Here is a 21,169-nt window from a genome sequence, read left to right on the forward strand (position 1 = left end):
AAATAAAACCGCCGGAGGAGAAGTCCGGCGGTCAGGAATCAGAACATCATGGACATCCACGGATAGCCAATCAGCAGCAGGGCCGCCAGGAAGATGGCACCGAAGATGGTGCCGAGGCGCCAGTAGTCTTTGGTTGGCAGGTAGCCGCTACCGTAGTAAATCGGGCTTGGACCTGTACCGTACGGGGTGATGATCCCCATTACGCCCAGCGAGGTCACCATCAGCAGGACGAACACGTCCATATTCATGCCCGGAATGGTGGAGGCGATGGTCAGCATCGCAGGCAGCAGCGCCGTGGTATGCGCGGTGGTGCTGGCAAACAGGTAGTGCAGCAGGTAGAACGCCAGCAGCAGGATAATAGTCGCCACGCCCGGAGAGATGCCGCTCATCAGCAGGCCGCCTTCTTTACCCAGCCAGCTAATGAAGCCGGTAGAAGAGAGGCCATCCGCCAGCGCCACCAGGGTAGCGAACCAGACGAAGGTGTTCCACGCGGCTTTGTTACCGGTGATATCGTTCCACTCCAGCACGCCGGTCCACAGCATCAGGCCGACAATGAGCAGGGCCGCCATCGCTGGCTCAATCCACGCCGCGGCGAAGATCCACATCAGCAGCGCACAGCACACGAACACCAGCAGCAGGATCTCATTGCGCGACAGTTTGCCCAGTTTTTCCAGTTCACGGGTCGCCCACAGCGGTACTTCGTTATTTACTTTCACTTCCGGCGGGTAGAACCAGTAGGCCAGCAGCGGCATGGTCAGGATCAGCAGGATACCCAGCGGCAGGAAGGCGAGGAACCAGGTCCCCCAGGAGATATCAATCCCGACGGTGCTTTTCACCAGCGCCAGCGCCAGCAGGTTAGGTGCCAGGGCGGAAAGGAACATCGAGCTGGTGATACAGGCCGCGGTGATCGCCACCCACATCAGATACGAACCGATTTTGCGCGCGCTTGGGTCATTGGGTTTTGAACCGTACAGCGGCGGCAGGTTGGCAATAATCGGGTAGATGGTCCCGCCGCTGCGCGCGGTGTTGGACGGGGTAAACGGGGCCAGCAGCAGATCCGCGAAGGTAATGGCGTAGCCGAGCGTCAGGCTGCGACGGCCAAGATATTTCACCAGAATCAGCGCCAGACGGCGGCCGAAGCGGGTTTTGTCGTAGCCCGCGGCGAACATAAAGGCACCGAAAATCAGCCAGACGGTGGAGTTACCAAACCCGCTTACCGCCCATTTAAAGGAGGCGCCCGCCAGCTTGAATTTTGGGTCGGCCAGCTGATCGGGGCTGAACAGCACCCACTGGCTGCACAGGGCAATCGCCACGACGCCGGTAAGACCGATCACCGCGCCCGGCAGCGGTTCGAAGATCAACCCGACGATGACGCCGACAAAGATGGCGAAGTAGTGCCACGCATAAGGCGGCAGCCCTTCCGGAACGGGGACAAACAACAGCAGGACGGCAACAATGACGGGCAGAGCCATCATCAGCAGTCGTTTTGCTGTTCCATTTGATGCCAGATTCGCCGCAGGAGGCGTTACAGCAGTTTTTGTATTCATAGTTTCACGTCTTAAGTTGTCAAAAATTCGTCGTACAGCGAAAACACACTTTCGATTTCTTTATTCACTTTGCTTTTTTTAGTTATTTAAGGTGCGGTTTTGTGTTTTCAGTAATAGCGATTTAACGCATTTTTGTTTGCGCTAAATAAAAAAAGATGATGTTTTTATATTGCTCTTTTGGATGCCACAACTATTGATCGCGATCAAATAAACGGAACTGAATGCCTTTTTTTATACTTTTTATAATAACCACTCGGAGTAGTGTGGTTATTCGCTGGTTTTGCACATTTTACGTATCAAAACTATAACATTTAAAATCTGGTGTTATTTTTATGATTTGTTTTATAAGGGGTTTTATTGTTTATGGTGCATTGGTTTGACCTTTATTAATTTTACGTTTTTTAAATTATTGTGAACGGGTGAAACAATCCCGCTAACACCAATGTGTTATTAATGTTATCGAAGGGATTAAATAGTTTATTAACTAACGTAATGGCTTTAGAAACTAAAAAAAGCTTTATATTACTATCATGACATCGGCAAAGAACACGAAATAAAAAATCATCCCGATAACGAATTCTTAATTTTTAAAGTTTGGAGTTTCTATTATGAGCACTAACGAACGTATTTTAAGCCCCTTCACATTACCGAATGGTACTGAACTCAAAAACCGTTTGTTAATGGCCCCGATGACAACCTGTACCGGTTATTACGATGGCACCGTGACCAGCGAGCTGGTGGAGTACTACCGCGCCCGCGCGGGCAGCATCGGCACCATTATCGTTGAGTGCTGTTTTGTGGACGACCTCGGCCTGGCGTTCCCGGGCGCAATTGGTATTGATAACGACGAGAAAATCGCCGGGTTGGCAAAAATCGCTGACGCCATCAAGTCAAAAGGTTCCAAAGCCCTGCTGCAAATCTACCACGGCGGCCGCATGGTCGACCCAAAACTGATTGGTGGGCGCACGCCGGTTGGCCCAAGCGCCGTTGCCGCACCGCGTGACGGTGCCGCGACGCCGGTTGCCCTGACCGCAGAAGAAGTGGAAGGTATGATCGGCAAGTTTGGCGAAGCCGTACGCCGCGCAATTCAGGCTGGCTTCGACGGCGTGGAAATCCACGGGGCCAACACCTATCTGATCCAGCAGTTCTACTCCCCAAATTCCAACCAGCGCGACGACGAATGGGGCGGCAGCCGCGACAACCGTGCGAAGTTCCCGCTGGCGGTGCTGGACATCACCCACAAGATGGTGCGCCAGTACGCGGATGATGCGTTCATCATCGGCTACCGTTTCTCTCCGGAAGAGCTGGAAGTTCCGGGCATCCGCTTTGAGGACACCATGTACCTGCTGGAGAAACTGGCCGCGCGCGGCGTGGACTATCTCCACTTCTCCGTGGGTGCCACTCTGCGTCCTTCTATTGTCGACACCCAGGATCCAACGCCGCTTATCGAAAAATACCGCGCGATGCGCTCTGAGACGCTGGCGCAGGTGCCGGTGATGGGCGTCGGCGGCGTGGTGAATGCTTCAGATGTGAACGACGCGCTGGATCATGGTTACGACCTGATTGCCGTCGGTCGCGCCACTATCGCCTACCCGGACTGGACCGACCGCATTGCGGCAGGTGAAAGTCTGGAGCTGTTTATGGACAGCACCAAACGCGAAGAACTGAGCATCCCTGAACCGCTGTGGCGCTTCTCGCTGGTGGAAGCGATGATCCGCGACATGAGCATGGGCGAATCGAAATTCAAACCGGGCACCTTCACGGAAAAAGTGCAGGACGACGTGAACGAACTGGTGATTAACGTCAGCCTCGAAACCGACCGCATTGCCGATATCGAACTGGCCTCTGGCCCGAGCGAAGACGTGGCCTTTGTCACCAGTTTCGAAGAGATCCGTACCCGCATTCTGGACGCTAACACCCCGCACGTGGACGCGATCACTGGCGCCACCAGCCAGAGCGAGGCGGTGAAAAAGGCGGTCTCGAAAGCGATGCTGAAATCCAGCAAAGCGCTGGCGGCAGAAGAGGGCGCGGACCCGAACGAAACCCGAAGCGTAGATGTTGTCGTGGTCGGCAGCGGCGGTGCCGGTCTGGCGGCGGCCATTCAGGCCCACGACGAAGGCGCGAGCGTACTGATCGTCGAGAAAATGCCAACCATCGGCGGGAACACCATTAAAGCCTCTGCCGGGATGAACGCCGCAGAGACCCGCTTCCAGCGCGTGAAAGGCATTCAGGACAGCAAAGATCTGTTCTACCAGGAAAGCCTGAAAGGCGGTGGTAACAAGAACAACCCGGAACTGCTGCGTCGCTTTGTCGAGAACGCGCCACAGGCCATTGAGTGGCTGGCCACGCGCGGCATCATGCTGAACGACATCACCACCACCGGCGGGATGAGCATTGACCGTACGCACCGTCCGAAAGACGGTTCCGCGGTGGGGGGGTATCTGATCAGCGGCCTGGTGCGTAACGTCAACAAACGCAACATCGAGGTGATGCTGGATACGTCCGTCAGCGACATCCTTTTCGAAAACGGCGAGGTGACAGGCGTGCGTCTGACCACCGAAGAGAACGAAACCGTCAATGTGGCAACCAAAAGCGTAATTGTCGCGACCGGCGGCTTCAGCGCCAACAGCCAGATGGTGGTGAAATACCGTCCGGACCTGGAAGGGTTCGTCACCACCAACCACAAAGGGGCGACCGGCGGCGGTATTGCGCTGCTGGAGCGCATCGGGGCTGGCACTGTCGATATGGGTGAAATTCAGATCCACCCCACCGTGGAGCAGAAAACCTCGTACCTGATTTCCGAATCTATCCGCGGCGGCGGGGCGATTCTGGTCAATCAGCAGGGCAGCCGCTTCTACAACGAAATGTCGACCCGCGATAAAGTCTCGGCGCAGATCATCGCGCTGCCGGAGAAATACGCGTACATCGTCTTTGACGAGCATGTTCGCGCCAAAAACAAAGCCGCGGATGAGTACATCGCGAAAGGTTTTGTCACCAGCGCCAGCTCGCCGAAAGCGCTGGCGGAAGCGCTGGGGATGGATCACCATCAGTTCCTGGCAACGCTTGAGCGCTACAACGGCTTTGTGGAAAAACAGCACGACGATGATTTTGGCCGCACCACCGCGCTGCGTGCGCCAATCAACGAAGGGCCGTTCTACGCCATTCAGATTGCGCCAGGTGTGCACCACACCATGGGCGGCGTGACCATCAACACCGACACCTGCGTGCTGGACAGCAACCACAACGTGCTGCCGGGAGCATTTGCGGCGGGTGAAGTGGTCGGCGGGATCCACGGCGGCAACCGTATCGGCGGTAACGCGGTGGCAGATATCATTATTTTTGGTACGCTTGCAGGACATCAGGCGGCTATGCGTTCGAAAACACGGTAAGGCTCCTGTTTCCCCGGCGGCGCGGTGCCTGCCGGGGCTACATCTGAGGACTCTGCTATGCCTGACGACACTCGCGTTTACAGTTACTCCGCCGTTCTGATGGGCTCACCCATCCTCCTGAAACTCTTCTCCCATGACGAAGCCCTCGCTTCCCGCGTGTTCCGCCTGATGAAACAGTATGAAGATCTGCTTACCGTCAATCGCGCCCATTCGCAGGTGATGGACGTTAACCATGCTGCCGGTCAGCATCCGGTTGCCGTCAGTCGCCCGGTGTTTGATCTGATCCGCTGTGCCAAAGCCGCCAGCCTGGTTAAGGACAGTGCGTTCAACCTGGCCATTGGCCCGCTGGTGAAGCGCTGGAAAATTGGCTTTAAGGGTGATGCCGTGCCGCCCACGGACGAGATTGCCGCCTTGCTGGGCATCACGGATCCCGCGGACGTGGTGCTGGATGAAGCCAACAGCAGCGTGTTCCTCACGCGCCAGGGAATGGAGATCGATCTGGGGGCCATTGCCAAAGGCTATATTGCCGACAGGGTGCGGGATTACCTGCATAAAGAGGGCGTCGAACGTGGGCTGATCAACCTTGGCGGCAACGTCCAGACGTTAGGATCGCCGGAGGGTGGCTGGCGCGTCGGCCTGAAAAAACCGTTCGCCGGTGACGAGCTGATTGGCGCCATGACGGTCGAAAACCGGTCGATTGTGACGTCAGGCACCTATGAGCGCTATTTCGAGCAGAACGGCAAACGCTATCACCACATCCTTGACCCGCGCACCGGCTACCCGCTGGATAACGAACTGGACAGCGTGACGATTATTTCGAAAGACTCCCTCGACGGCGATATCTGGACCACGCTGATCTACGGCATGGGCGTGGAAAAGGGCTGTGCCGCGCTGCGCTCGCACCCCGATATTGAAGCCATTTTTGTCACCAAAACAAAAGAAGTGGTGATCTCCTCGATGCACCACTTCCGTTTTACCCTTCTGGACGACAGCTACCGCATTACTGGCAGTACTGTTTGAGCAGTCCGACCTGTTCCGGCTGTAAGCGGTAACGATACACCGGGCGGCCGGTCGCACCGTAGTGAATGCTGGTGAACAGGATATTAATTTGCGCCAGCCAGATCAGGTATTTGCGGCAGGACACGCGGGAAATGTTGACCGCGTTAGCCAGATCGTCGGTGGAAAATTCCATCTCCGGGTGGCTGTCGATCCACTGGCAAATGGTGCGCAGCGTCTGCGGCGTTAAGCCTTTCGGTAATTTTTTGCTGTCGGCCAGCTCCGGCGCGCCGCCGTGGATCAGCCTGTCGACGTCGGCCTGTTCATAATACTGATGCGAACCCATCAGACTGCGCTTTGCCTTCCAGCCGTTAAGCGCCTCTTCAAAACGCGGGAACTGGAACGGTTTGATCAGGTAGTCCACCACGCCATAGTGCATCGACGTCTGGATCGTCGCAGCGTCGGAGGCCGACGAGATCATGATGACGTCGATCGGGCGGCCCGATGCGCGGATGATGGGCAGCAGATCCAGCCCGTTATCCTGCTGCATATAAACATCCAGCAGCACCAGATCGATCGGCTGGCCTGGGTTTGCGATCAACGCCTCGGCCTGGTTGAGCGTGGAAGCGACGCCGCAGCAGCTAAAACCCTCAACGCGGTTAACATACAGACGGTTGAGGTCGGCTACCATGGCGTCATCATCGACAATTAACACATTTATCACGCGATATTCCTCTCGCTATCCCAGGGGATCTGAACAAAAAATTGGGTAAATACGCCAGGCTCCGACTCGACGGTAATATCGCCGCCCAGGTTCTGGATCTGCTGACGTGCAAGGAACAGCCCAACGCCGCGGTTTTCACCTTTTGTTGAGTAGCCCTTTGTAAAAATAGACTCCAGCCGCTCGGGATCAATGCCGGGACCGTCATCGCTGACTTCACCGCTGAGCCAGCCGTTCTGATAATGCAGCAGCAGGCCGATCTCGCCATCCGGCTGACCGTCCATCGCATCCAGAGCATTTTCGATTAGATTGCCCAGCACGGTGATCAGCACCGCAACCTGCTCTTCATTGGTGGTGTCAGGAAGCTGACTCTCCTCCGCCAGCGTCAGGGTCACTCCGGCCTCTTTGGCGCGGTTAATTTTACCCAGCAGGAAACCTGCAATGACCGGGGATTTAACCTTGCGCTGTATCGCACCGATATCCGTCTGATAATTCTGCGCGGTCTGGATGATGTACTCCTCCAGCTTGTCGTAGCGCTTCATGTGCAGCAGGCCGAGGATCACGTGCAGCTTGTTCATAAACTCGTGCGTATGGGAGCGCAGGGCATCAACGTAGTTGACCATGCCATCGATACGCTGCATTAACTGGCTGATTTCGGTTTTATCGCGGAACGTGCTGATGGCGCCAATCACCTGATTCTGGCTTTTTACCGGCACCATATTGCACAGCAGCAGCCGTCCGTTACAGCCGATCTCCTGATCCTGACGGGCAATACCGGTCCTCGACACTTCGCGCAGGCTGGCCAGCAGCGGTTCACTACTGCTTTCGGAATGCTCGCCAGAGGTCAGGAGTAATATTTCTCTGGCGGTGTGGTTAATCATCGTCACGCGCCCGTGAATATCCACAGCCATGACACCCTCGCGCAGAGACTGCAACATGGCCTGGCGCTGCTCAAAGAGGGCGGAGATCTCGTAAGGCTCCAGCCCGAACAGGATACGTTTCAGAACCCGGACCAGGCCCCATATCGCCAGTGAACTCATCAGAACGCTGAATAAGATGGTCCACACGGCGTTGAGCCGTCCGCGGGCAATCTGATCTTCTACTTTATTCAGCGAAATACCCACGACCACTACGCCGATCTGGTCGTGCCGTTCGTCATACACGGGCGTAAAGACGCGCAATGCTTCCGCGAGCGCGCCCCGGTTAACGGAGACATTCTCTTTTCCTTCCAGGGCGGGCGTCAGATCGTCACCAATAAAATGCAAACCTAACAGCGCTTCGTTTGGATGGGAATAGCGGATCCCACGCAGGTCGGTGACCACGGTAAACAGCAGGTCGTTGCGCTTCGTCACCGCCTGGGCAATCGGCTGGATGATGCCAGCCTGCGGCGACGCCATCAGGCCGCGCTTGATATCCGGGCTGTCGGCCAGCGTGCGGGCGATACCCAGCGCGGTATCTTTCACGTCATCGCGCGTGGCGCGGGTGATCTGCACAGAGTACAGGGCGAAGACCACCAGCAGCACAGAGCCGATAATGGCGCACACCATCAGCGTAACCAGCGTATTCAGCTTCATAGGGCGCTTGCGCGTCGGGGGGAAAGGCTGCAAATCGCTCATCAAGACTCCGCGATGAAAAAGAAAGGGCTAATTATCGCTGATGACGGGCGTTTCATAAAGCCATGTAAAGAGAGGCGTTTCGTGAGCCTCCTCTCAGGTGACCTATATAAAACACTTTATAGTGTGTGGGTACTCATAATAAGGAGGCAGTTTATGAGCATTACGCTTACCGGTACGGCCAGGGAAAGACGGCACGCCAGCTCGATGAACATCGACAGATTATCGACGCTGGATATGCTTAATGTCATTTACCAGGATGACGCGCAAATCTCTTCTGCTCTGACCCCTCACTTAAGTATGCTGGCCCGCGTGGTGGATAACGCGGCAGCGACGCTTAGCCACGGCGGACGTCTGGTGCTGACCGGCGCGGGCGAGTCCGGGCGCGTGGCGGAGCAGGCGGCAGCAGGGTTTGCGCCGGGAAAACATCCCGTCATTGCAGTGACAGCAGGCGATCACGCCGGAAGCTACGCGCGCGGCGTTGCCGACCTTCAGACGATAAAATTTGGCGAGCATGACATGATGCTGGCGCTGTCCGTTAGCGGTAAAACACCCTGGGTATGGGGCGCGATGCGTCATGCGTGGTCTCTGGGGGCAACGGTCGCGATCGTTACGACGGATGCGCAAAGTGAAGCGGCGCAGCTGGCGAGCATGGTTATTGCCCCCGAGCTGGGCGCTGATGTGGTAGCCGGGTATGACAACACCAAAGCAGGCATTGCGCAAAGCATGATTATGCATATGGTCACCACCGGCCTGGCGGTGCGGACCGGACGGGTGTACAGCAACCTGCGCGTTGATCTGGAGGCAAGCAACACCAGATGGGCCGAACGACAAATTGCCATCGTCATGGAAGCGGGGGGATGTACCAGGGCGCAGGCGAAGGCCGCGCTGGAAAGCTGTAACCACCAGTGCAAAACGGCGGTACTGATGGTGCTGACGGGTCTGGATGCCTGGAAAGCACATGAACTGCTGGCGCAGAATAACGGGTTTGTTCGTCTGGCCTTGCAGGAAGCGCCGTAATATTGCCGCGTGAAATAAAAAAAGCCCGTATCGCGGGCTTTAATATTTACGGGGATTAGAACTGGTAGGTCATGCCTACGCCAACGATGTCATCGGTAGAAATACCGTTTGCTTCATAGAAGCGTTCATCGTTGTCCAGCATGTTGATTTTGTAGTCAACATAGGTGGAGAAGTTCTTGTTGAAGCTGTAGGTCATGCCCACGTCGATGTAGTTAACCAGATCCATGTCGTCTTTCTGACCCTGCGGGTTGCCAGCGTAGCCTGGATAAGTCATGTCCTTACCTTTAGAGTAAACCCATGCCAGGGATGGACGCAGACCGAAGTCGAACTGATACTGTGCCACTGCTTCGAAGTTCTGAGTCTGATCCGCAATACCATAATCGCCGTATGGGGTCATGTTGCGGGTTTCAGCGTACATCATCGCCAGATAGACGTTATTGGCATCATATTTCGCGCCAATGGTCCATGCTTCGGCTGTTTTACCGCCAGCATAGTGTGCATTGTTTCGACCTGCACCTTCTTGTGCGTTAGTACGGTCAGAAGAAGAGTACGCAGCACCCAGGCTCAGACCAGACAGATCGCCAGAGAAGTCATAGGAGGTAGACATGCCGAAGCCGTCGCCGTTCTGGAAGCGTACGTCTTTATGACCATTTTTCGTGCCTTCCTGGTCTTCTTGAGCAAACTGATCTTCATTCGCACCCTGGTATTGCAGTGCAAAGTTCAGGCCGTCGACCAGACCGAAGAAATCGTTATTACGGTAAGTTGCCAGACCGTTAGCACGACCGTTCATGAAGTTATCGGTCCAGGTGTAAGAATCTCCACCAAATACCGGCAGCATATCGGTCCAGGCTTCTACGTCATACACGACGCCGTAATTACGGCCGTAATCAAATGAGCCGTAGTCGCCAAATTTCAGGCCAGCGTATGCCAGACGGTTGAAAGATCTATCCCCTGCGCCTTCGGTGTCGTTAGCGTAGGTTTTATATTCCCACTGACCATAACCTGTCAGTTCGTTCGTGATCTGCGTTTCGCCTTTGAAACCCACCTGCACATAGGTTTCATCGCCGTCGTCGCCTGGGTTGTCGGAGAAGGTATGACGCGCATCAACCTTACCGTACAGGTCAACTTTGTTGCCATTCTTGTTATACATTTCCGCCGCATTTGCTGCGCCAGCCATTAATAACGCGGGTACAAGCATTGCCAGAACTTTTCTTTTCATTATATATTCCCTTTAAATATAAATTGTCTGAATATATGTAGTCACCCTCCGTAACTACATGGTCGATACTATTCTATGGATTATTATTTAGGTTCAAAAATAAATGTAAGTAAAGTGGTAGAAATATTACAAAATATTTCTTTTTGTCTCTTTATTTTTCACATGAATTAATTCATTGAAAAATATAGCGGGTAATTATTATTAAGTATTTCGCAATTCTATTTTTTAAACTCTTTAATTCGGGTGTATTATATTTCACACTCTTTTTAGCAACAGGATGGGATAATGGAACTGGCGCAATGGCAGCAGCGTTTTGAGCAGTGGCTTGACGAAAATCATTTAACTGATGATGCGGCGCACGATATCGCCCATTTTCGCCGCGTCTGGATGACGGCGCAGAGCATTATGGCTGAGCACACCGTCGATCCGCTGGTCGTGCTGACCGCATGCTACTTCCACGATATTGTCAGCCTGGCGAAAAATCACCCCGAACGTAGCCACTCTTCCCGGCTTGCCGCGCGAAAAACGCGCGAGATCCTGAGTCGCGATTTTCCTGACTTTCCGCCCGATCGTTATGCGGCCGTTGAGCACGCCATTGAAGCGCACAGCTTCAGCGCCGGTATCGCGCCGCAAAGCCTGGAGGCCAAAGTTGTGCAGGATGCCGATCGGCTGGAGGCGTTAGGCGCTATCGGCCTGGCGCGCGTCTTTGCCGTGTCCGGTGCGCTGGGTGCCGCGCTGTTTGATGCCGACGACCCGTTTGCCGGAACACGAAAGCTGGATGATAAAGCCTTCGCGCTCGACCACTTTCAGACCAAACTCCTGCGTCTGCCGGACACCATGCAAACCGCGCGGGGACGCGAACTTGCGCGTCACAATGCCGATTTCCTGATCCAGTTTATGGCGAAACTGAGTGCCGAATTACAGGGCGATTACCTCGGAACCGACAGCCAGATATTGACCCATTTCCGTCGCAGTGTGGGATCCTGAACTGTGGTACTCTGTTTTCTGTCTTTATTGTCCGGTTAAGAGAATGCAGGAAAATCGATCAGTGACTGTGCCCGCGCCTGAGCGGGTTGAGAAATCAACGGCAGCCGTGCAGGCACTCCTGCGTCAGCTGCTGGAAATGTATGATGCTAAAACGCTGGCAAACCAGCTGGTGGCCCATGGCGAGAGCCACTGGAGCCCGGCGATACTCAAGCGGCTGCTGATAAGCGACAGGGCAGGGCACCGCCTGAGCGACGGCGAGTACCGCTATCTGCACAACCTGCTGCCGCGTCCTCCTGCTGCGCATCCGAATTATGCCTTTCGTTTTATCGATCTCTTTGCCGGTATCGGCGGCATTCGCCACGGCTTTGAAGCGATTGGCGGGCAGTGCGTGTTCACCAGTGAATGGAACAAACATGCTGTCCGCACCTATAAAGCCAACTGGTATTGCGATCCTGACGTGCACCAGTTCAACGCGGATATTCGCGATGTCACCCTGAGCCACAAAACCGGCGTCAGTGACGAAGAGGCCGCGGAACACATTCGCAACACCATTCCGGCGCACGATGTGCTGCTGGCCGGTTTTCCCTGCCAGCCGTTCTCGCTGGCTGGCGTGTCGAAGAAGAACGCCCTGGGACGCGCGCACGGTTTTGCCTGCGATACGCAGGGCACGCTGTTCTTTGATGTTGCCCGGATTATTGATGCCCGCCGCCCGGCGATTTTTGTGCTGGAGAACGTCAAGAATTTAAAGAGTCATGACGGCGGCAAAACCTTCCGCATTATCATGCAAACGCTGGATGAACTGGGTTACGACGTGGCGGACGCTGAGGATATGGGGCCGGACGATCCGAAAATTATCGATGGCAAACACTTCCTGCCGCAGCACCGGGAACGCATCGTACTGGTGGGTTTCCGCCGCGATCTCAATCTGAAAGGCGATTTTACGCTGCGTGATTTGCCCTCGCTGTATCCGGCGCGCCGTCCGACAGTGGCCGATCTGCTGGAGCCTGCGGTCGATGCGAAATTCATTCTGACGCCGGTGCTGTGGAAATACCTCTATCGCTACGCCAAAAAGCACCAGGCGAAAGGCAACGGTTTTGGGTTTGGCATGGTCAACCCGCTTAATCCTGACAGCGTGACGCGTACGCTGTCGGCGCGCTATTACAAAGATGGCGCGGAAATTCTTATCGATCGGGGCTGGGATAAGGCGCTGGGTGAAAAAGATTTCGACGATCCCCAGAACCAACAGCACCGACCACGGCGCTTAACGCCGCGCGAGTGCGCCCGCTTAATGGGCTTTGAGACGCCGCAGGGCTACAGTTTTCGCATCCCGGTGTCGGATACCCAGGCCTACCGTCAGTTTGGCAACTCGGTGGTGGTGCCTGCCTTTGCCGCCGTAGCGAAACTGCTGGCCTCACGCATCAGCAAGGCCGTTCAGCTTCGTCAGAGTGAGGCCGTCAATGGCGGACGTTCACAATAAGGCCACGCGCAGTAAAAACATGCGTGCCATCGGTACGCGTGATACCGCGATTGAAAAACGGATCGCGGGCCTCCTTACCGCCGTCGGGTTTGAATTCAGGGTTCAGGATGCCACGCTTGCCGGGCGTCCTGATTTCGTCATCGACGCGTACCAGTGCATCATCTTCACCCACGGCTGTTTCTGGCATCATCACGATTGTTATCTGTTTAAAGTCCCGGCGACACGTACCGACTTCTGGCTGGAGAAGATTGGCAGGAACGTCGAGCGTGATAAACGCAATGTTTCGCAGCTTTACGCTCAGGGCTGGCGGGTGCTGATTGTCTGGGAATGCGCGCTGCGCGGAAGAATGAAGCTGAACGACATGGAACTGACGGAGCGGCTGGAAGAGTGGATCTGCGGCGGCGGGCAGGCCGCGCAGATCGACACTCAGGGCATTCACCCGATCACGGTTTCTCCACCTCACACGGCGTGACAATCGGTTTCGCGGGCAGCAAATATTTACCCAGCGTGACCAGCACCACGGCAAAGACAATCACACCCAGCGCCAGCCATTCTATTGTCGACAGCACTTCGCCCGCAAATCCGGTACCCAGCAGCACGGCCACCACCGGGTTAACGTAGGCGTAGCTGGTCGCGACCGCCGGTGAGACGTTGCGGATCAGGTACATATAGGCGTTGATGGCGATAATGGAGCCAAACAGCGCCAGATACCCGACGGCCAGAAAACCTGCCAGGTCTGGCATCGCCGTGAGTTTTTCACCCGTCAATGCGGAGGCAATCAGCAGCACAATGCCTGCCGCGAGCATCTCAATGGCACCTGCCATCATCCCGGAGGGCAGCTCAATGCGGGAGCCGTAGACCGAGCCAAACGCCCAGCTCATAGAGCCGACCATGATCAGAACGGCAGCCCAGGGGTTCCCGCTCAGGTTACCGCCGCTGTTGAGCATGATGATACCCACAAGCCCAATCGCGATGCCCAGCCACTCGAGCTTACGGGTGCGGATCCCGAACAGACGACTAAAGCAGAGCGTAAACAGCGGCACGGTCGCGACGACCACTGCGGCGATGCCCGACGGCACGTTCTGGTGTTCGGCGACGGTTACCGCGCCATTGCCCACCGCCAGCAGCAGCAGGCCGATCAGGGCGGCGTTAAGCAGGGGACGCAGCGGCGGTAGCCTGTGACCGCGCAGCAGTAAAAACGCCATCAGCAGCACGCCAGCCGTAAGGAAACGAATACCGGCCATCATCAGCGGGGGCCAGCTTTCCACGCCAATACGAATGACAAAATAGGTGGATCCCCAGATGATATACAGGGAAAAGAGTGCTCCAATGAGCGGTAATAAATGCCGAAAACGCATAGTCCCTCACGACGAAATAAAAAGTTCGCTCATAGTTAACGCCAAAACTATCGGGCTGGCGAGTGCTTTAATTGTGTTGTTAATGTGAAATTTGTGTTGACGCGAGGTGCCTGTTTCCGGGCGGTAAGTTTTGTTCCATACTATTCACTTAATTAGCAAAAAAAGAAGGATAGAGATTTTGGCAGGAAGTAGCTTATTAACATTACTGGACGATATCGCCACCTTGCTGGATGACATTTCGGTTATGGGAAAACTGGCGGCGAAAAAGACCGCCGGGGTGCTGGGAGATGATTTGTCGCTGAACGCGCAGCAGGTCAGCGGCGTGCGGGCGAACCGTGAGTTGCCGGTAGTGTGGGGCGTAGCGAAAGGGTCCTTTATTAACAAGGTGATCCTCGTGCCGCTGGCGCTGCTGATTAGCGCCTTCATACCCTGGGCCATCACGCCATTGCTGATGATCGGCGGGGCGTTCCTCTGTTTCGAGGGTGCCGAAAAAGTGTTGCATATGCTTGCCGCGCGCAAACAGAAAGACACCCCGGAAATGCGTCAGCAGCGTCTGGAAGCGCTGGCTGCACAGGATCCAAAAACGTTCGAGCGCGATAAGGTTAAAGGTGCGATCCGTACCGACTTCATTCTCTCGGCCGAGATTGTGGCGATTACGCTGGGGATCGTCTCAGAAGCGCCTCTGATGAACCAGGTGCTGATCCTCTCCGGCATTGCGATCCTCGTGACGATAGGGGTTTATGGCCTGGTGGGGCTGATCGTCAAGCTGGACGATATCGGCTTCTGGCTGGAAAAGAAATCCAGCGCAATCGCGCGTGGCATCGGGAAAAGCCTGCTGGTGCTGGCACCGTGGCTGATGAAAACGTTGTCGGTGGTGGGAACCCTGGCGATGTTCCTGGTCGGCGGTGGCATTATCGTGCACGGTGTTGCTTCGCTGCATCACATGATTGAGCATTTTGCGTCAGGCCAGGGGGCGCTGGTCGCCGCGGTTCTGCCCACACTGCTTAACCTCGTGCTGGGCTTTATCGTCGGTCTGATTGTGGTCGCCGTTGTTAAGCTGGTTGAAAAAGTACGCGGAAAATCGCATTAATTATTGCTGACCCCGGGTGCAAAAAGACCATTCCTCGTCTAAATTGAAAACGTTTCACCCTGATACAGGATGCAGGTATGGTCTTTTTGATCAGTGATGAAGTTAAGCCTAAGAATGGTGGTCCAGGCATGATTGTCACCGGGTATTCCAGTGGAATGGTGGAATGTCGGTGGCATGACGGATACGGCATTAAGCGGGAGGCTTTTCGTGAAGACGAGCTTCAGCCTGCGAATAAAAGGCAAAAACGCGACAAGGCTTAATCACACAACGCCCGGCCTTGCCGGGCGTTTTTACTGGCAGAAGACTTATCATATCGGATGGTGAGCGACAATCAGGGAGTGTGTGTGCAGCACGATACCTTTGGTGTAAAGCAATCTTTTTTGCAGTGGCTGCATAAGCGTAGCAATCCCCGTTTGATTGTTAACCTCTGTTTTATTGTTGTCCTGATCTTTTCCACCCTCCTGACCTGGCGCGAAGTTGTGGTACTGGAAGATGCTTATATCTCCAGCCAGCGTAACCATCTGGCCACGGTTGCCAGTGCGCTGGACAGACAACTCCAGTTCAGCGTCGATAAAATGCTGTTTTTTCGCCACAGCATGCGAGATGCACTGGAAACGCCGCTGGCCTTTGGCGTGCTGCATGATGCGGTAAAGCGTTTTGCGCGTTTGCGAACGTCCCCTGCCTGGCAAATTGCGGTTGATAAACAGCGCACATTACCCATCAACGGGGTTTCGGATGCCTTCGTTGAAAAGACCACCCTTCTGAAGCGTGATGATGAGTACCTGGATAATGAACTGTCCGCCGCGCTCGAAGTGGGTTATCTGTTGCGTCTGGCATCCAGTGCTTCGCGCAACGAAGAGCGCGTGATTTATGTCTCTCGCGCCGGATTTTTTCTGGAAACGGATATGCCGGGCAATGCCAGCGATATCGTGCCGCGCTACTACCGTCTGGTCACTCAGCCCTGGTTTACCCACCAGTCCGAGCGTGAAAACCGTGCGCGTGCCGTGCGCTGGTTTATCCCGCCTCCGTCCTCCTTTGTGGGCAAAAAGCCGCTGATCACCGCCAGCGTGCCTGTTTATTACCAACGCGTCTGGTATGGCGTGGTGGCGATGGATTTCACCCTGGCCACCCTGCGTCGCCTGCTGGTGGAAGCCGTTAACGATGCGCCGGAAGGGGAATACCAGCTGTATGACAATCGTCTTACCCTGCTCGCGACGTCTGGATCACCGGCTGCGGACGTCAATCATTTTGACCCGCGCGAATTAGCGCAGATAGCGCACGCAATAGAGTCGGATTCCGAAGGCGGCATTCGTCTGGGGAGTCGTTTTGTCAGCTGGGAGCGTCTCGACCATTTTGACGGCGTCGTCCTGCGTGTGCATACCCTTGATGAAGGGGTGCGCGGCGATTTCGGCAGCATCAGCATTGTGCTGGCGTTGCTTTGGGCGCTGTTCACCGCGATGCTGCTCATCTCATGGCTGGTGATCCGGCGCATGGTCAGTAATATGTATTCGATGCAGAACTCGCTGCAATGGCAGGCCTGGCACGACCCTCTGACCCGGCTGAATAATCGGGGATCGCTGTTCGAGCAGGCGAAAAGGCTGGCGAAGCAGTGTGAACAGCAGTCGCTGCCTTTCTCTGTCATCCAGATCGATCTTGACTGCTTCAAGAGCATCAACGATCGGTTCGGGCATCAGGCGGGGGATAAGGTGTTGACCCATGCCGCGGGGCTGATTGCCAGCACCCTCGGCGCGAAAGATATTGCCGGACGCGTCGGGGGCGAGGAGTTCTGTGTGGTGCTGCCCGGCATGACGCTTGAAGAGGCGGCGGAAGTCGCAGAGCAGATCCGCGAGCGTATCGACAGCAAAGAGATCCTGATCAAGAAAAGTACCACCCTGCGCGTGAGTGCGTCGTTTGGCGTCTCTGGCGCGCAGGAGAAGGGCAATTATCACTTCGAGAATCTGCAATCCACCGCCGATGCGCGTCTGTATGAGGCGAAACAGCGCGGGCGTAACCGGGTGATCTGGCAGGATCACGTCAAAAAGTAATCGAGCCCCTCGCACCAGCCGGTCGGCCCGGTGTGCTGAGTGCGATACACCCGTGCGGGATCGTTGTTCTCAAGGCTGACACCCTCCCGGTTGAAGCCTTTCACCACCACGGCGAAGCCTACGCTGTCCAGCAGAGGGGCATCATTGGGGCCATCGCCCAGTCCCAGCGTCGTGGGTTCGAAGCCTTCATGCAGGCGATACTGTTCCACAAGCCAGTGAACCGCCACGTCTTTGCCGCAGCCTGCGTCCAGAATGTGCCAGAAACGTGCCCCCTGGACCATCTTCAGCCCCTGCCGGGCGAGTTCGGCGGCAAAGCGTTTCATCTGTTCATCACTGTCACGCCAGATCAGCGTCACGGAAGCCTCGTGCTTGCGCGCAAGCACCGAACGGGGACGGCTCAGTCCGGTCCATTCGGCGACCACGCGATCGTCCACATCATCGAAGGTGGTGAATTTCAGATGCAGGTCCTGACGTACCTGCGCGAGAAACTGCCAGATATCGTCATGCTTCTTTGCTGAGATGAACCGTGCGGCGTTTTCCCACCGTACGTCAGGCTGGATCACCGCGCCGTTTTCCGCAATGTACGGCAGCCCACCAAGCCCCAGTTCCTGTTGCATGTCCTGCATCCCGGCGGTGGTTTTGCTGCTGCACAGTATGACCGGTATCTGTTTATCCCTTAATTTCGCCAGCCAGGGAGCCGCTGGCTGCCAGTCGAGCGTGTGAAAATCCAACAGCGTGCCGTCGAGGTCGGTAAAGACAAGCAGGGTCTCCTCAAGCGAAGGCATAACGTCTCCCGGGTGATGATTTTAACCTAAGAAAAATCTTAAAAAAATGGACATTGACGCGCCGTTGAGGTGGAAACGATCCCGACAAACCCACACGCGGCGCATGTTTATACTCATAACCAAAATTCACATGTATAAAATATAATATTCGCTAAGAGAATATATGCTTGTAAGACAATTCTGTTGGGGATAATGTCTTACCTGCATCAGATTTCCTGGTGTAACGAATTTACAAGTGCTTCTTGCATAAGCAAGTTTGATCCCGGTCATCCCCATGACCGGGATTTTTTTCGGCTTAGCGGTTCGTCTCCGAGACGCTAAAGTCATGAATATCCAGCTCGAACGCTTCTGCCAGTTCACGGTAGGTATGGTAATCCCGACCATTCACCACGACACGATCTGAATTATCCTCCGCGCGATGAACTTCGGACTCACTGATTTCATTGATGGCGGCAAGCAGGGCATCGACATCCACTTCCACCTCACGCTTAATGGTGTCGCTGTACTCTTTGTCGGTCTTCATTGCGGGCTCCTCATTTAACCGTCTCCACAGCTTAGTATAGACCGCACACAAAAACGCCATTCGCGCCAGGCGGCGATGCCAGGCAATGTAATTTGTTCTACACTGGCTCAAAACCACAGGAGGAATGTATGAAGGTCAACGATCGGGTAACCGTCAAAACGGACGGTGGGCCGCGCCGCCCGGGCGTGGTGCTGGCAATAGAAGAGTTTAATGAAGGCACAATGTATCTGGTGTCGCTGGAAGATTACCCGCTCGGCATCTGGTTCTTCAACGAACTGGGCCACCCGGATGGGATCTTTGTGGAAACGGCGGAATAGGGCGGCGTCGGGGGCGTAATCTCCCCGGCTCCGGCTGCTGAAAAGCAAAATCTCTGGCCAGGCCAGAGATCAGGGTAGGGTACAACATGGCCGTGCAACTTAGCGCATATTAACGAAAATCCCATTCGTCACATTATCTGTCAGGCGTACGACATGGTATATCACTTGCTTATTATGCGTTTTAATTTTCCTTTTAATATTTCCTTTGTGTGACGATACTGTTTTTGCCTTGATATTCATCTGGTCTGAGATCTGAATTGTCCCTTGCCCAGCCATCCACATTCTTAACATACTAGATTCAGTTCTGCTTAATGATAGGGTGGGTAAGTTAATCGCCCCTACATTCTTCACTTCTTTATTCAAATAATCGCCCAGAATGTCATCAAGTGACTCTGGTTTAATCGATTTCGAACTGATTAATAAGTTTTTACGCACCAGCAAATACTCATCGAAATGAATATTGGCGATTGCCATAAAAACAATAAACAGGGTCTTAGGATGCTGATTAATGATCTGCTTAATGTGCTGACTGTTAGCGGGGTCGTGAATGAAACAGTCCTCATTAATAAACACCACGCCAGGCTTGTGAACGTCACAAGCGGCTGCGAGTTCTTCAACGGTGTGCGCATCGTTGATGTCTCTCTTTCTTACCCCTCTGCTTGCTAAGTACCCGGTTAACCCTAGCCGGGTGTAGCTGCATAAATCCATAATGATCGTTGACATGGCATACCCTCACTCAATGCGTAACGATAATTCACCACCTGCCTGAGAGCTCATAAACAGCCATACGGGATGGAAAAAATCTAATAAAACCTGTGAGCATGACAAAGACTTTCAGGCGAACTCACTATCCCGTAAAGTTACGTATAATTTGCCAGGAATCATCTTAAAGTAAAGTAAATATTAAGTATTGTGAGGTGGTTAGAAACATTTAAACCGCGTCAGATATATCCTGGTAGATGTTTTTCGAGATTATTTTTAGGAATATCCTCAGAAAGACATTGCAAACGCTGCGGGTTATTATTTGCGTGGAAGTTCGCTGACAATATCCGCTAACAGATTGAATATCTCGCTGAATAAATGCTCGCAGAAGGGGGCGATAAGTGGCATCAATAATGACATTAATAAAAGCCCAACCGTCAATGTCACCGGAAAGCCAATCACGAATACTGACAGCTGCGGGGCCATTCGGTTGAGTAAACCTAATGCGAGGTTAACGGTAAGCAGCAGGGTAATGATCGGCAGCGCCAGCATCAGCCCGTTGAGGAAGATCAGCCCGGCAGCCCGCACCAGCGCCAGAAAGGCGTTGCTGTTGACCGGGTTGTCGCCAATCGGCAGCGTATGAAAAGTGTCCACCAGCATAGAGATCAGCCACAGGTGGCCGTTGAACGAGAGGAACAACAGCATCGCCAGCAGGTCGATAATACGCGCCAGCACGGGCATATTCAGGTGGCTACCCGGGTCAACGAACGTCGCGAAGGACAGGCCCATCTGCAAACCGATCAGTTCCCCCGCCGTTCGTACCGCCGCAAAGGCGAGCTGCATCGTAAACCCGACCGCCACGCCAATCATCACCTGTTGCAGGGCAATCCAGATCGCATTCGGAGAAAAGATCGGGATATCCACCGCCGGGAGGGAAGGGGCAACGATAATGGTGATCACAATGCCCAGCCCAATTTTGACGCGCTTAGGCACCGACTTTTCACTCAGAATGGGGGCGGTGGAGATCAGCGCCATGATGCGCAGCATCGGCCAGAAATAGATCCCGAGCCACTGAACAAACTGATCGCTGGTGAAATGCAGCATCGTCCGTCAGCCGATGATGTACGGCAGGTTGGTGAACAGGTTACGCATATAGTCCAGCAGCAAATTGAGCATCCATGGCCCGGCAACGATAATCGCCACGAAGACGGCAATGATCTTCGGGATGAACGACAGGGTCATTTCATTAATCTGCGTGGCGGCCTGGAGAATACTGATAATCAGACCGGTGACCAGCGCAACCAGCAGCAGGGGCGCGGCGACGGCAATCGCGACTTTCATCGCCTCCGTGCCCATCATCATGACCGACTCAGGCGTCAT

The 21,169-nt window shown here is 54.7% G+C and carries 19 protein-coding genes and 1 pseudogene; 10 read left to right on the forward strand and 10 right to left on the reverse strand.

Annotated elements, in window-relative coordinates; genetic code table 11:
* Positions 1-38: 38 nt before the first annotated feature.
* Positions 39-1,547 (reverse strand): anion permease, encoded by a 1,509-nt coding sequence (locus BH712_RS18315; protein WP_006811177.1) that lies wholly within the window; start codon positions 1,545-1,547, stop codon positions 39-41.
* A gap of 608 nt (positions 1,548-2,155) precedes the next feature.
* Here BH712_RS18315 and BH712_RS18320 point away from each other — a divergent pair.
* Positions 2,156-4,936, forward strand: a complete 2,781-nt coding sequence (locus BH712_RS18320) for a flavocytochrome c (RefSeq protein ID WP_006811175.1) — start codon at positions 2,156-2,158, stop codon at positions 4,934-4,936.
* A gap of 57 nt (positions 4,937-4,993) precedes the next feature.
* The gene (locus tag BH712_RS18325) at positions 4,994-5,956 is read left to right on the forward strand and encodes an FAD:protein FMN transferase (protein ID WP_006811174.1); all 963 of its coding nucleotides are present in this window, start codon (positions 4,994-4,996) and stop codon (positions 5,954-5,956) included.
* Here the strand turns inward: BH712_RS18325 and dcuR are convergent.
* A complete protein-coding gene (gene dcuR, locus BH712_RS18330) occupies positions 5,937-6,656 on the reverse strand; it encodes a two-component system response regulator DcuR (RefSeq protein ID WP_006811173.1) in 720 nt (239 codons plus the stop codon). The genes BH712_RS18325 and dcuR overlap by 20 nt on opposite strands.
* Positions 6,653-8,269 carry a sensor histidine kinase gene (locus BH712_RS18335; protein WP_006811172.1) on the reverse strand — a complete coding sequence of 539 codons (1,617 nt, stop codon included), beginning with the start codon at positions 8,267-8,269 and terminating at the stop codon, positions 6,653-6,655. The genes dcuR and BH712_RS18335 overlap by 4 nt, the downstream gene beginning before the upstream one ends.
* Positions 8,270-8,422: 153 nt before the next feature.
* Here BH712_RS18335 and BH712_RS18340 point away from each other — a divergent pair, with 153 nt between their 5' ends.
* Positions 8,423-9,286 carry an N-acetylmuramic acid 6-phosphate etherase gene (locus BH712_RS18340; protein WP_032673933.1) on the forward strand — a complete coding sequence of 288 codons (864 nt, stop codon included), beginning with the start codon at positions 8,423-8,425 and terminating at the stop codon, positions 9,284-9,286.
* A gap of 55 nt (positions 9,287-9,341) precedes the next feature.
* Here the strand turns inward: BH712_RS18340 and ompC are convergent, their stop codons facing one another.
* Entirely contained in the window at positions 9,342-10,505 is a 1,164-nt protein-coding gene (gene ompC / locus BH712_RS18345; protein ID WP_006811170.1) for a porin OmpC, read from the reverse strand.
* A 285-nt stretch (positions 10,506-10,790) separates the two neighbouring features.
* Between ompC and BH712_RS18350 the strand changes: the two genes are divergently transcribed.
* The 3 genes from BH712_RS18350 to BH712_RS18360 are packed head-to-tail and all read left to right on the forward strand — an operon-like array spanning position 10,791 to position 13,441.
* Positions 10,791-11,492, forward strand: coding sequence for a phosphohydrolase (locus BH712_RS18350; RefSeq protein ID WP_006811169.1), 702 nt, complete (start codon positions 10,791-10,793; stop codon positions 11,490-11,492).
* Between the two features lie 43 nt (positions 11,493-11,535).
* Positions 11,536-12,969 carry a DNA cytosine methyltransferase gene (locus BH712_RS18355; protein WP_006811168.1) on the forward strand — a complete coding sequence of 478 codons (1,434 nt, stop codon included), beginning with the start codon at positions 11,536-11,538 and terminating at the stop codon, positions 12,967-12,969.
* Positions 12,950-13,441, forward strand: a complete 492-nt coding sequence (locus tag BH712_RS18360; protein WP_006811167.1) for a very short patch repair endonuclease — start codon at positions 12,950-12,952, stop codon at positions 13,439-13,441. The genes BH712_RS18355 and BH712_RS18360 overlap by 20 nt, the downstream gene beginning before the upstream one ends.
* Here the strand turns inward: BH712_RS18360 and yedA are convergent.
* Entirely contained in the window at positions 13,413-14,327 is a 915-nt protein-coding gene (gene yedA / locus BH712_RS18365) for a drug/metabolite exporter YedA (protein WP_006811166.1), read from the reverse strand. The two genes, BH712_RS18360 and yedA, sit on opposite strands and share 29 nt — an antisense overlap.
* A gap of 178 nt (positions 14,328-14,505) precedes the next feature.
* On the opposite strand from yedA, the gene BH712_RS18370 reads away from it, so the two are divergent.
* The 3 genes from BH712_RS18370 to dgcQ all read left to right on the forward strand — a co-directional run bounded on the left by BH712_RS18370 (position 14,506) and on the right by dgcQ (position 17,462).
* Positions 14,506-15,417 carry a DUF808 domain-containing protein gene (locus BH712_RS18370; RefSeq protein WP_032673930.1) on the forward strand — a complete coding sequence of 304 codons (912 nt, stop codon included), beginning with the start codon at positions 14,506-14,508 and terminating at the stop codon, positions 15,415-15,417.
* 77 nt (positions 15,418-15,494) lie between these two features.
* On the forward strand, positions 15,495-15,677 hold the full coding sequence (locus BH712_RS18375) for a YodC family protein (RefSeq protein WP_003859574.1): 183 nt from the start codon (positions 15,495-15,497) through the stop codon (positions 15,675-15,677).
* Between the two features lie 84 nt (positions 15,678-15,761).
* Positions 15,762-17,462: a cellulose biosynthesis regulator diguanylate cyclase DgcQ gene (gene dgcQ, locus BH712_RS18380; RefSeq protein ID WP_032673929.1), complete on the forward strand. Its 1,701-nt coding sequence runs from the start codon at positions 15,762-15,764 to the stop codon at positions 17,460-17,462.
* Here the strand turns inward: dgcQ and BH712_RS18385 are convergent.
* The gene (locus BH712_RS18385; protein ID WP_006811163.1) at positions 17,447-18,247 is read right to left on the reverse strand and encodes a mannosyl-3-phosphoglycerate phosphatase-related protein; all 801 of its coding nucleotides are present in this window, start codon (positions 18,245-18,247) and stop codon (positions 17,447-17,449) included. The genes dgcQ and BH712_RS18385 overlap by 16 nt on opposite strands.
* Positions 18,248-18,542: 295 nt before the next feature.
* Positions 18,543-18,770 (reverse strand): YodD family peroxide/acid resistance protein, encoded by a 228-nt coding sequence (yodD, locus tag BH712_RS18390; protein WP_017383339.1) that lies wholly within the window; start codon positions 18,768-18,770, stop codon positions 18,543-18,545.
* A 128-nt stretch (positions 18,771-18,898) separates the two neighbouring features.
* Here yodD and dsrB point away from each other — a divergent pair, with 128 nt between their 5' ends.
* A complete protein-coding gene (dsrB, locus tag BH712_RS18395) occupies positions 18,899-19,087 on the forward strand; it encodes a protein DsrB (RefSeq protein ID WP_003859583.1) in 189 nt (62 codons plus the stop codon).
* Between the two features lie 99 nt (positions 19,088-19,186).
* Here the strand turns inward: dsrB and rcsA are convergent, their stop codons facing one another.
* From rcsA to fliQ, 3 genes and pseudogenes are all read right to left on the reverse strand, one after another.
* The gene (rcsA, locus tag BH712_RS18400) at positions 19,187-19,810 is read right to left on the reverse strand and encodes a transcriptional regulator RcsA (RefSeq protein WP_006811161.1); all 624 of its coding nucleotides are present in this window, start codon (positions 19,808-19,810) and stop codon (positions 19,187-19,189) included.
* A 290-nt stretch (positions 19,811-20,100) separates the two neighbouring features.
* A pseudogene (gene fliR / locus BH712_RS18405) lies at positions 20,101-20,893 on the reverse strand (flagellar biosynthetic protein FliR); the annotation flags it as partial.
* A 6-nt stretch (positions 20,894-20,899) separates the two neighbouring features.
* Complete coding sequence (fliQ, locus tag BH712_RS18410; protein ID WP_003859587.1) at positions 20,900-21,169, reverse strand: flagellar biosynthesis protein FliQ; 270 nt, start codon at positions 21,167-21,169, stop codon at positions 20,900-20,902.

The sequence above is a fragment of the Enterobacter hormaechei ATCC 49162 genome, from assembly GCF_001875655.1.
Taxonomy (GTDB): Bacteria; Pseudomonadota; Gammaproteobacteria; order Enterobacterales; family Enterobacteriaceae; genus Enterobacter; species Enterobacter hormaechei.

Excerpts from the sequence above, each read along its gene's own strand:
- ompC (WP_006811170.1), bottom strand. The coding sequence starts at position 10,505 with ATGAAAAGAAAAGTTCTGGCAATGCTTGTACCCGCGTTATTAATGGCT.
- BH712_RS18315 (WP_006811177.1), bottom strand. The coding sequence starts at position 1,547 with ATGAATACAAAAACTGCTGTAACGCCTCCTGCGGCGAATCTGGCATCA.
- BH712_RS18325 (WP_006811174.1), top strand. The coding sequence starts at position 4,994 with ATGCCTGACGACACTCGCGTTTACAGTTACTCCGCCGTTCTGATGGGC.
- BH712_RS18335 (WP_006811172.1), bottom strand. The coding sequence starts at position 8,269 with ATGAGCGATTTGCAGCCTTTCCCCCCGACGCGCAAGCGCCCTATGAAG.
- BH712_RS18340 (WP_032673933.1), top strand. The coding sequence starts at position 8,423 with ATGAGCATTACGCTTACCGGTACGGCCAGGGAAAGACGGCACGCCAGC.
- BH712_RS18360 (WP_006811167.1), top strand. The coding sequence starts at position 12,950 with ATGGCGGACGTTCACAATAAGGCCACGCGCAGTAAAAACATGCGTGCC.
- BH712_RS18385 (WP_006811163.1), bottom strand. The coding sequence starts at position 18,247 with ATGCCTTCGCTTGAGGAGACCCTGCTTGTCTTTACCGACCTCGACGGC.
- rcsA (WP_006811161.1), bottom strand. The coding sequence starts at position 19,810 with ATGTCAACGATCATTATGGATTTATGCAGCTACACCCGGCTAGGGTTA.
- yodD (WP_017383339.1), bottom strand. The coding sequence starts at position 18,770 with ATGAAGACCGACAAAGAGTACAGCGACACCATTAAGCGTGAGGTGGAA.
- BH712_RS18355 (WP_006811168.1), top strand. The coding sequence starts at position 11,536 with ATGCAGGAAAATCGATCAGTGACTGTGCCCGCGCCTGAGCGGGTTGAG.
- fliQ (WP_003859587.1), bottom strand. The coding sequence starts at position 21,169 with ATGACGCCTGAGTCGGTCATGATGATGGGCACGGAGGCGATGAAAGTC.
- dsrB (WP_003859583.1), top strand. The coding sequence starts at position 18,899 with ATGAAGGTCAACGATCGGGTAACCGTCAAAACGGACGGTGGGCCGCGC.
- yedA (WP_006811166.1), bottom strand. The coding sequence starts at position 14,327 with ATGCGTTTTCGGCATTTATTACCGCTCATTGGAGCACTCTTTTCCCTG.
- BH712_RS18375 (WP_003859574.1), top strand. The coding sequence starts at position 15,495 with ATGGTCTTTTTGATCAGTGATGAAGTTAAGCCTAAGAATGGTGGTCCA.
- BH712_RS18320 (WP_006811175.1), top strand. The coding sequence starts at position 2,156 with ATGAGCACTAACGAACGTATTTTAAGCCCCTTCACATTACCGAATGGT.
- BH712_RS18350 (WP_006811169.1), top strand. The coding sequence starts at position 10,791 with ATGGAACTGGCGCAATGGCAGCAGCGTTTTGAGCAGTGGCTTGACGAA.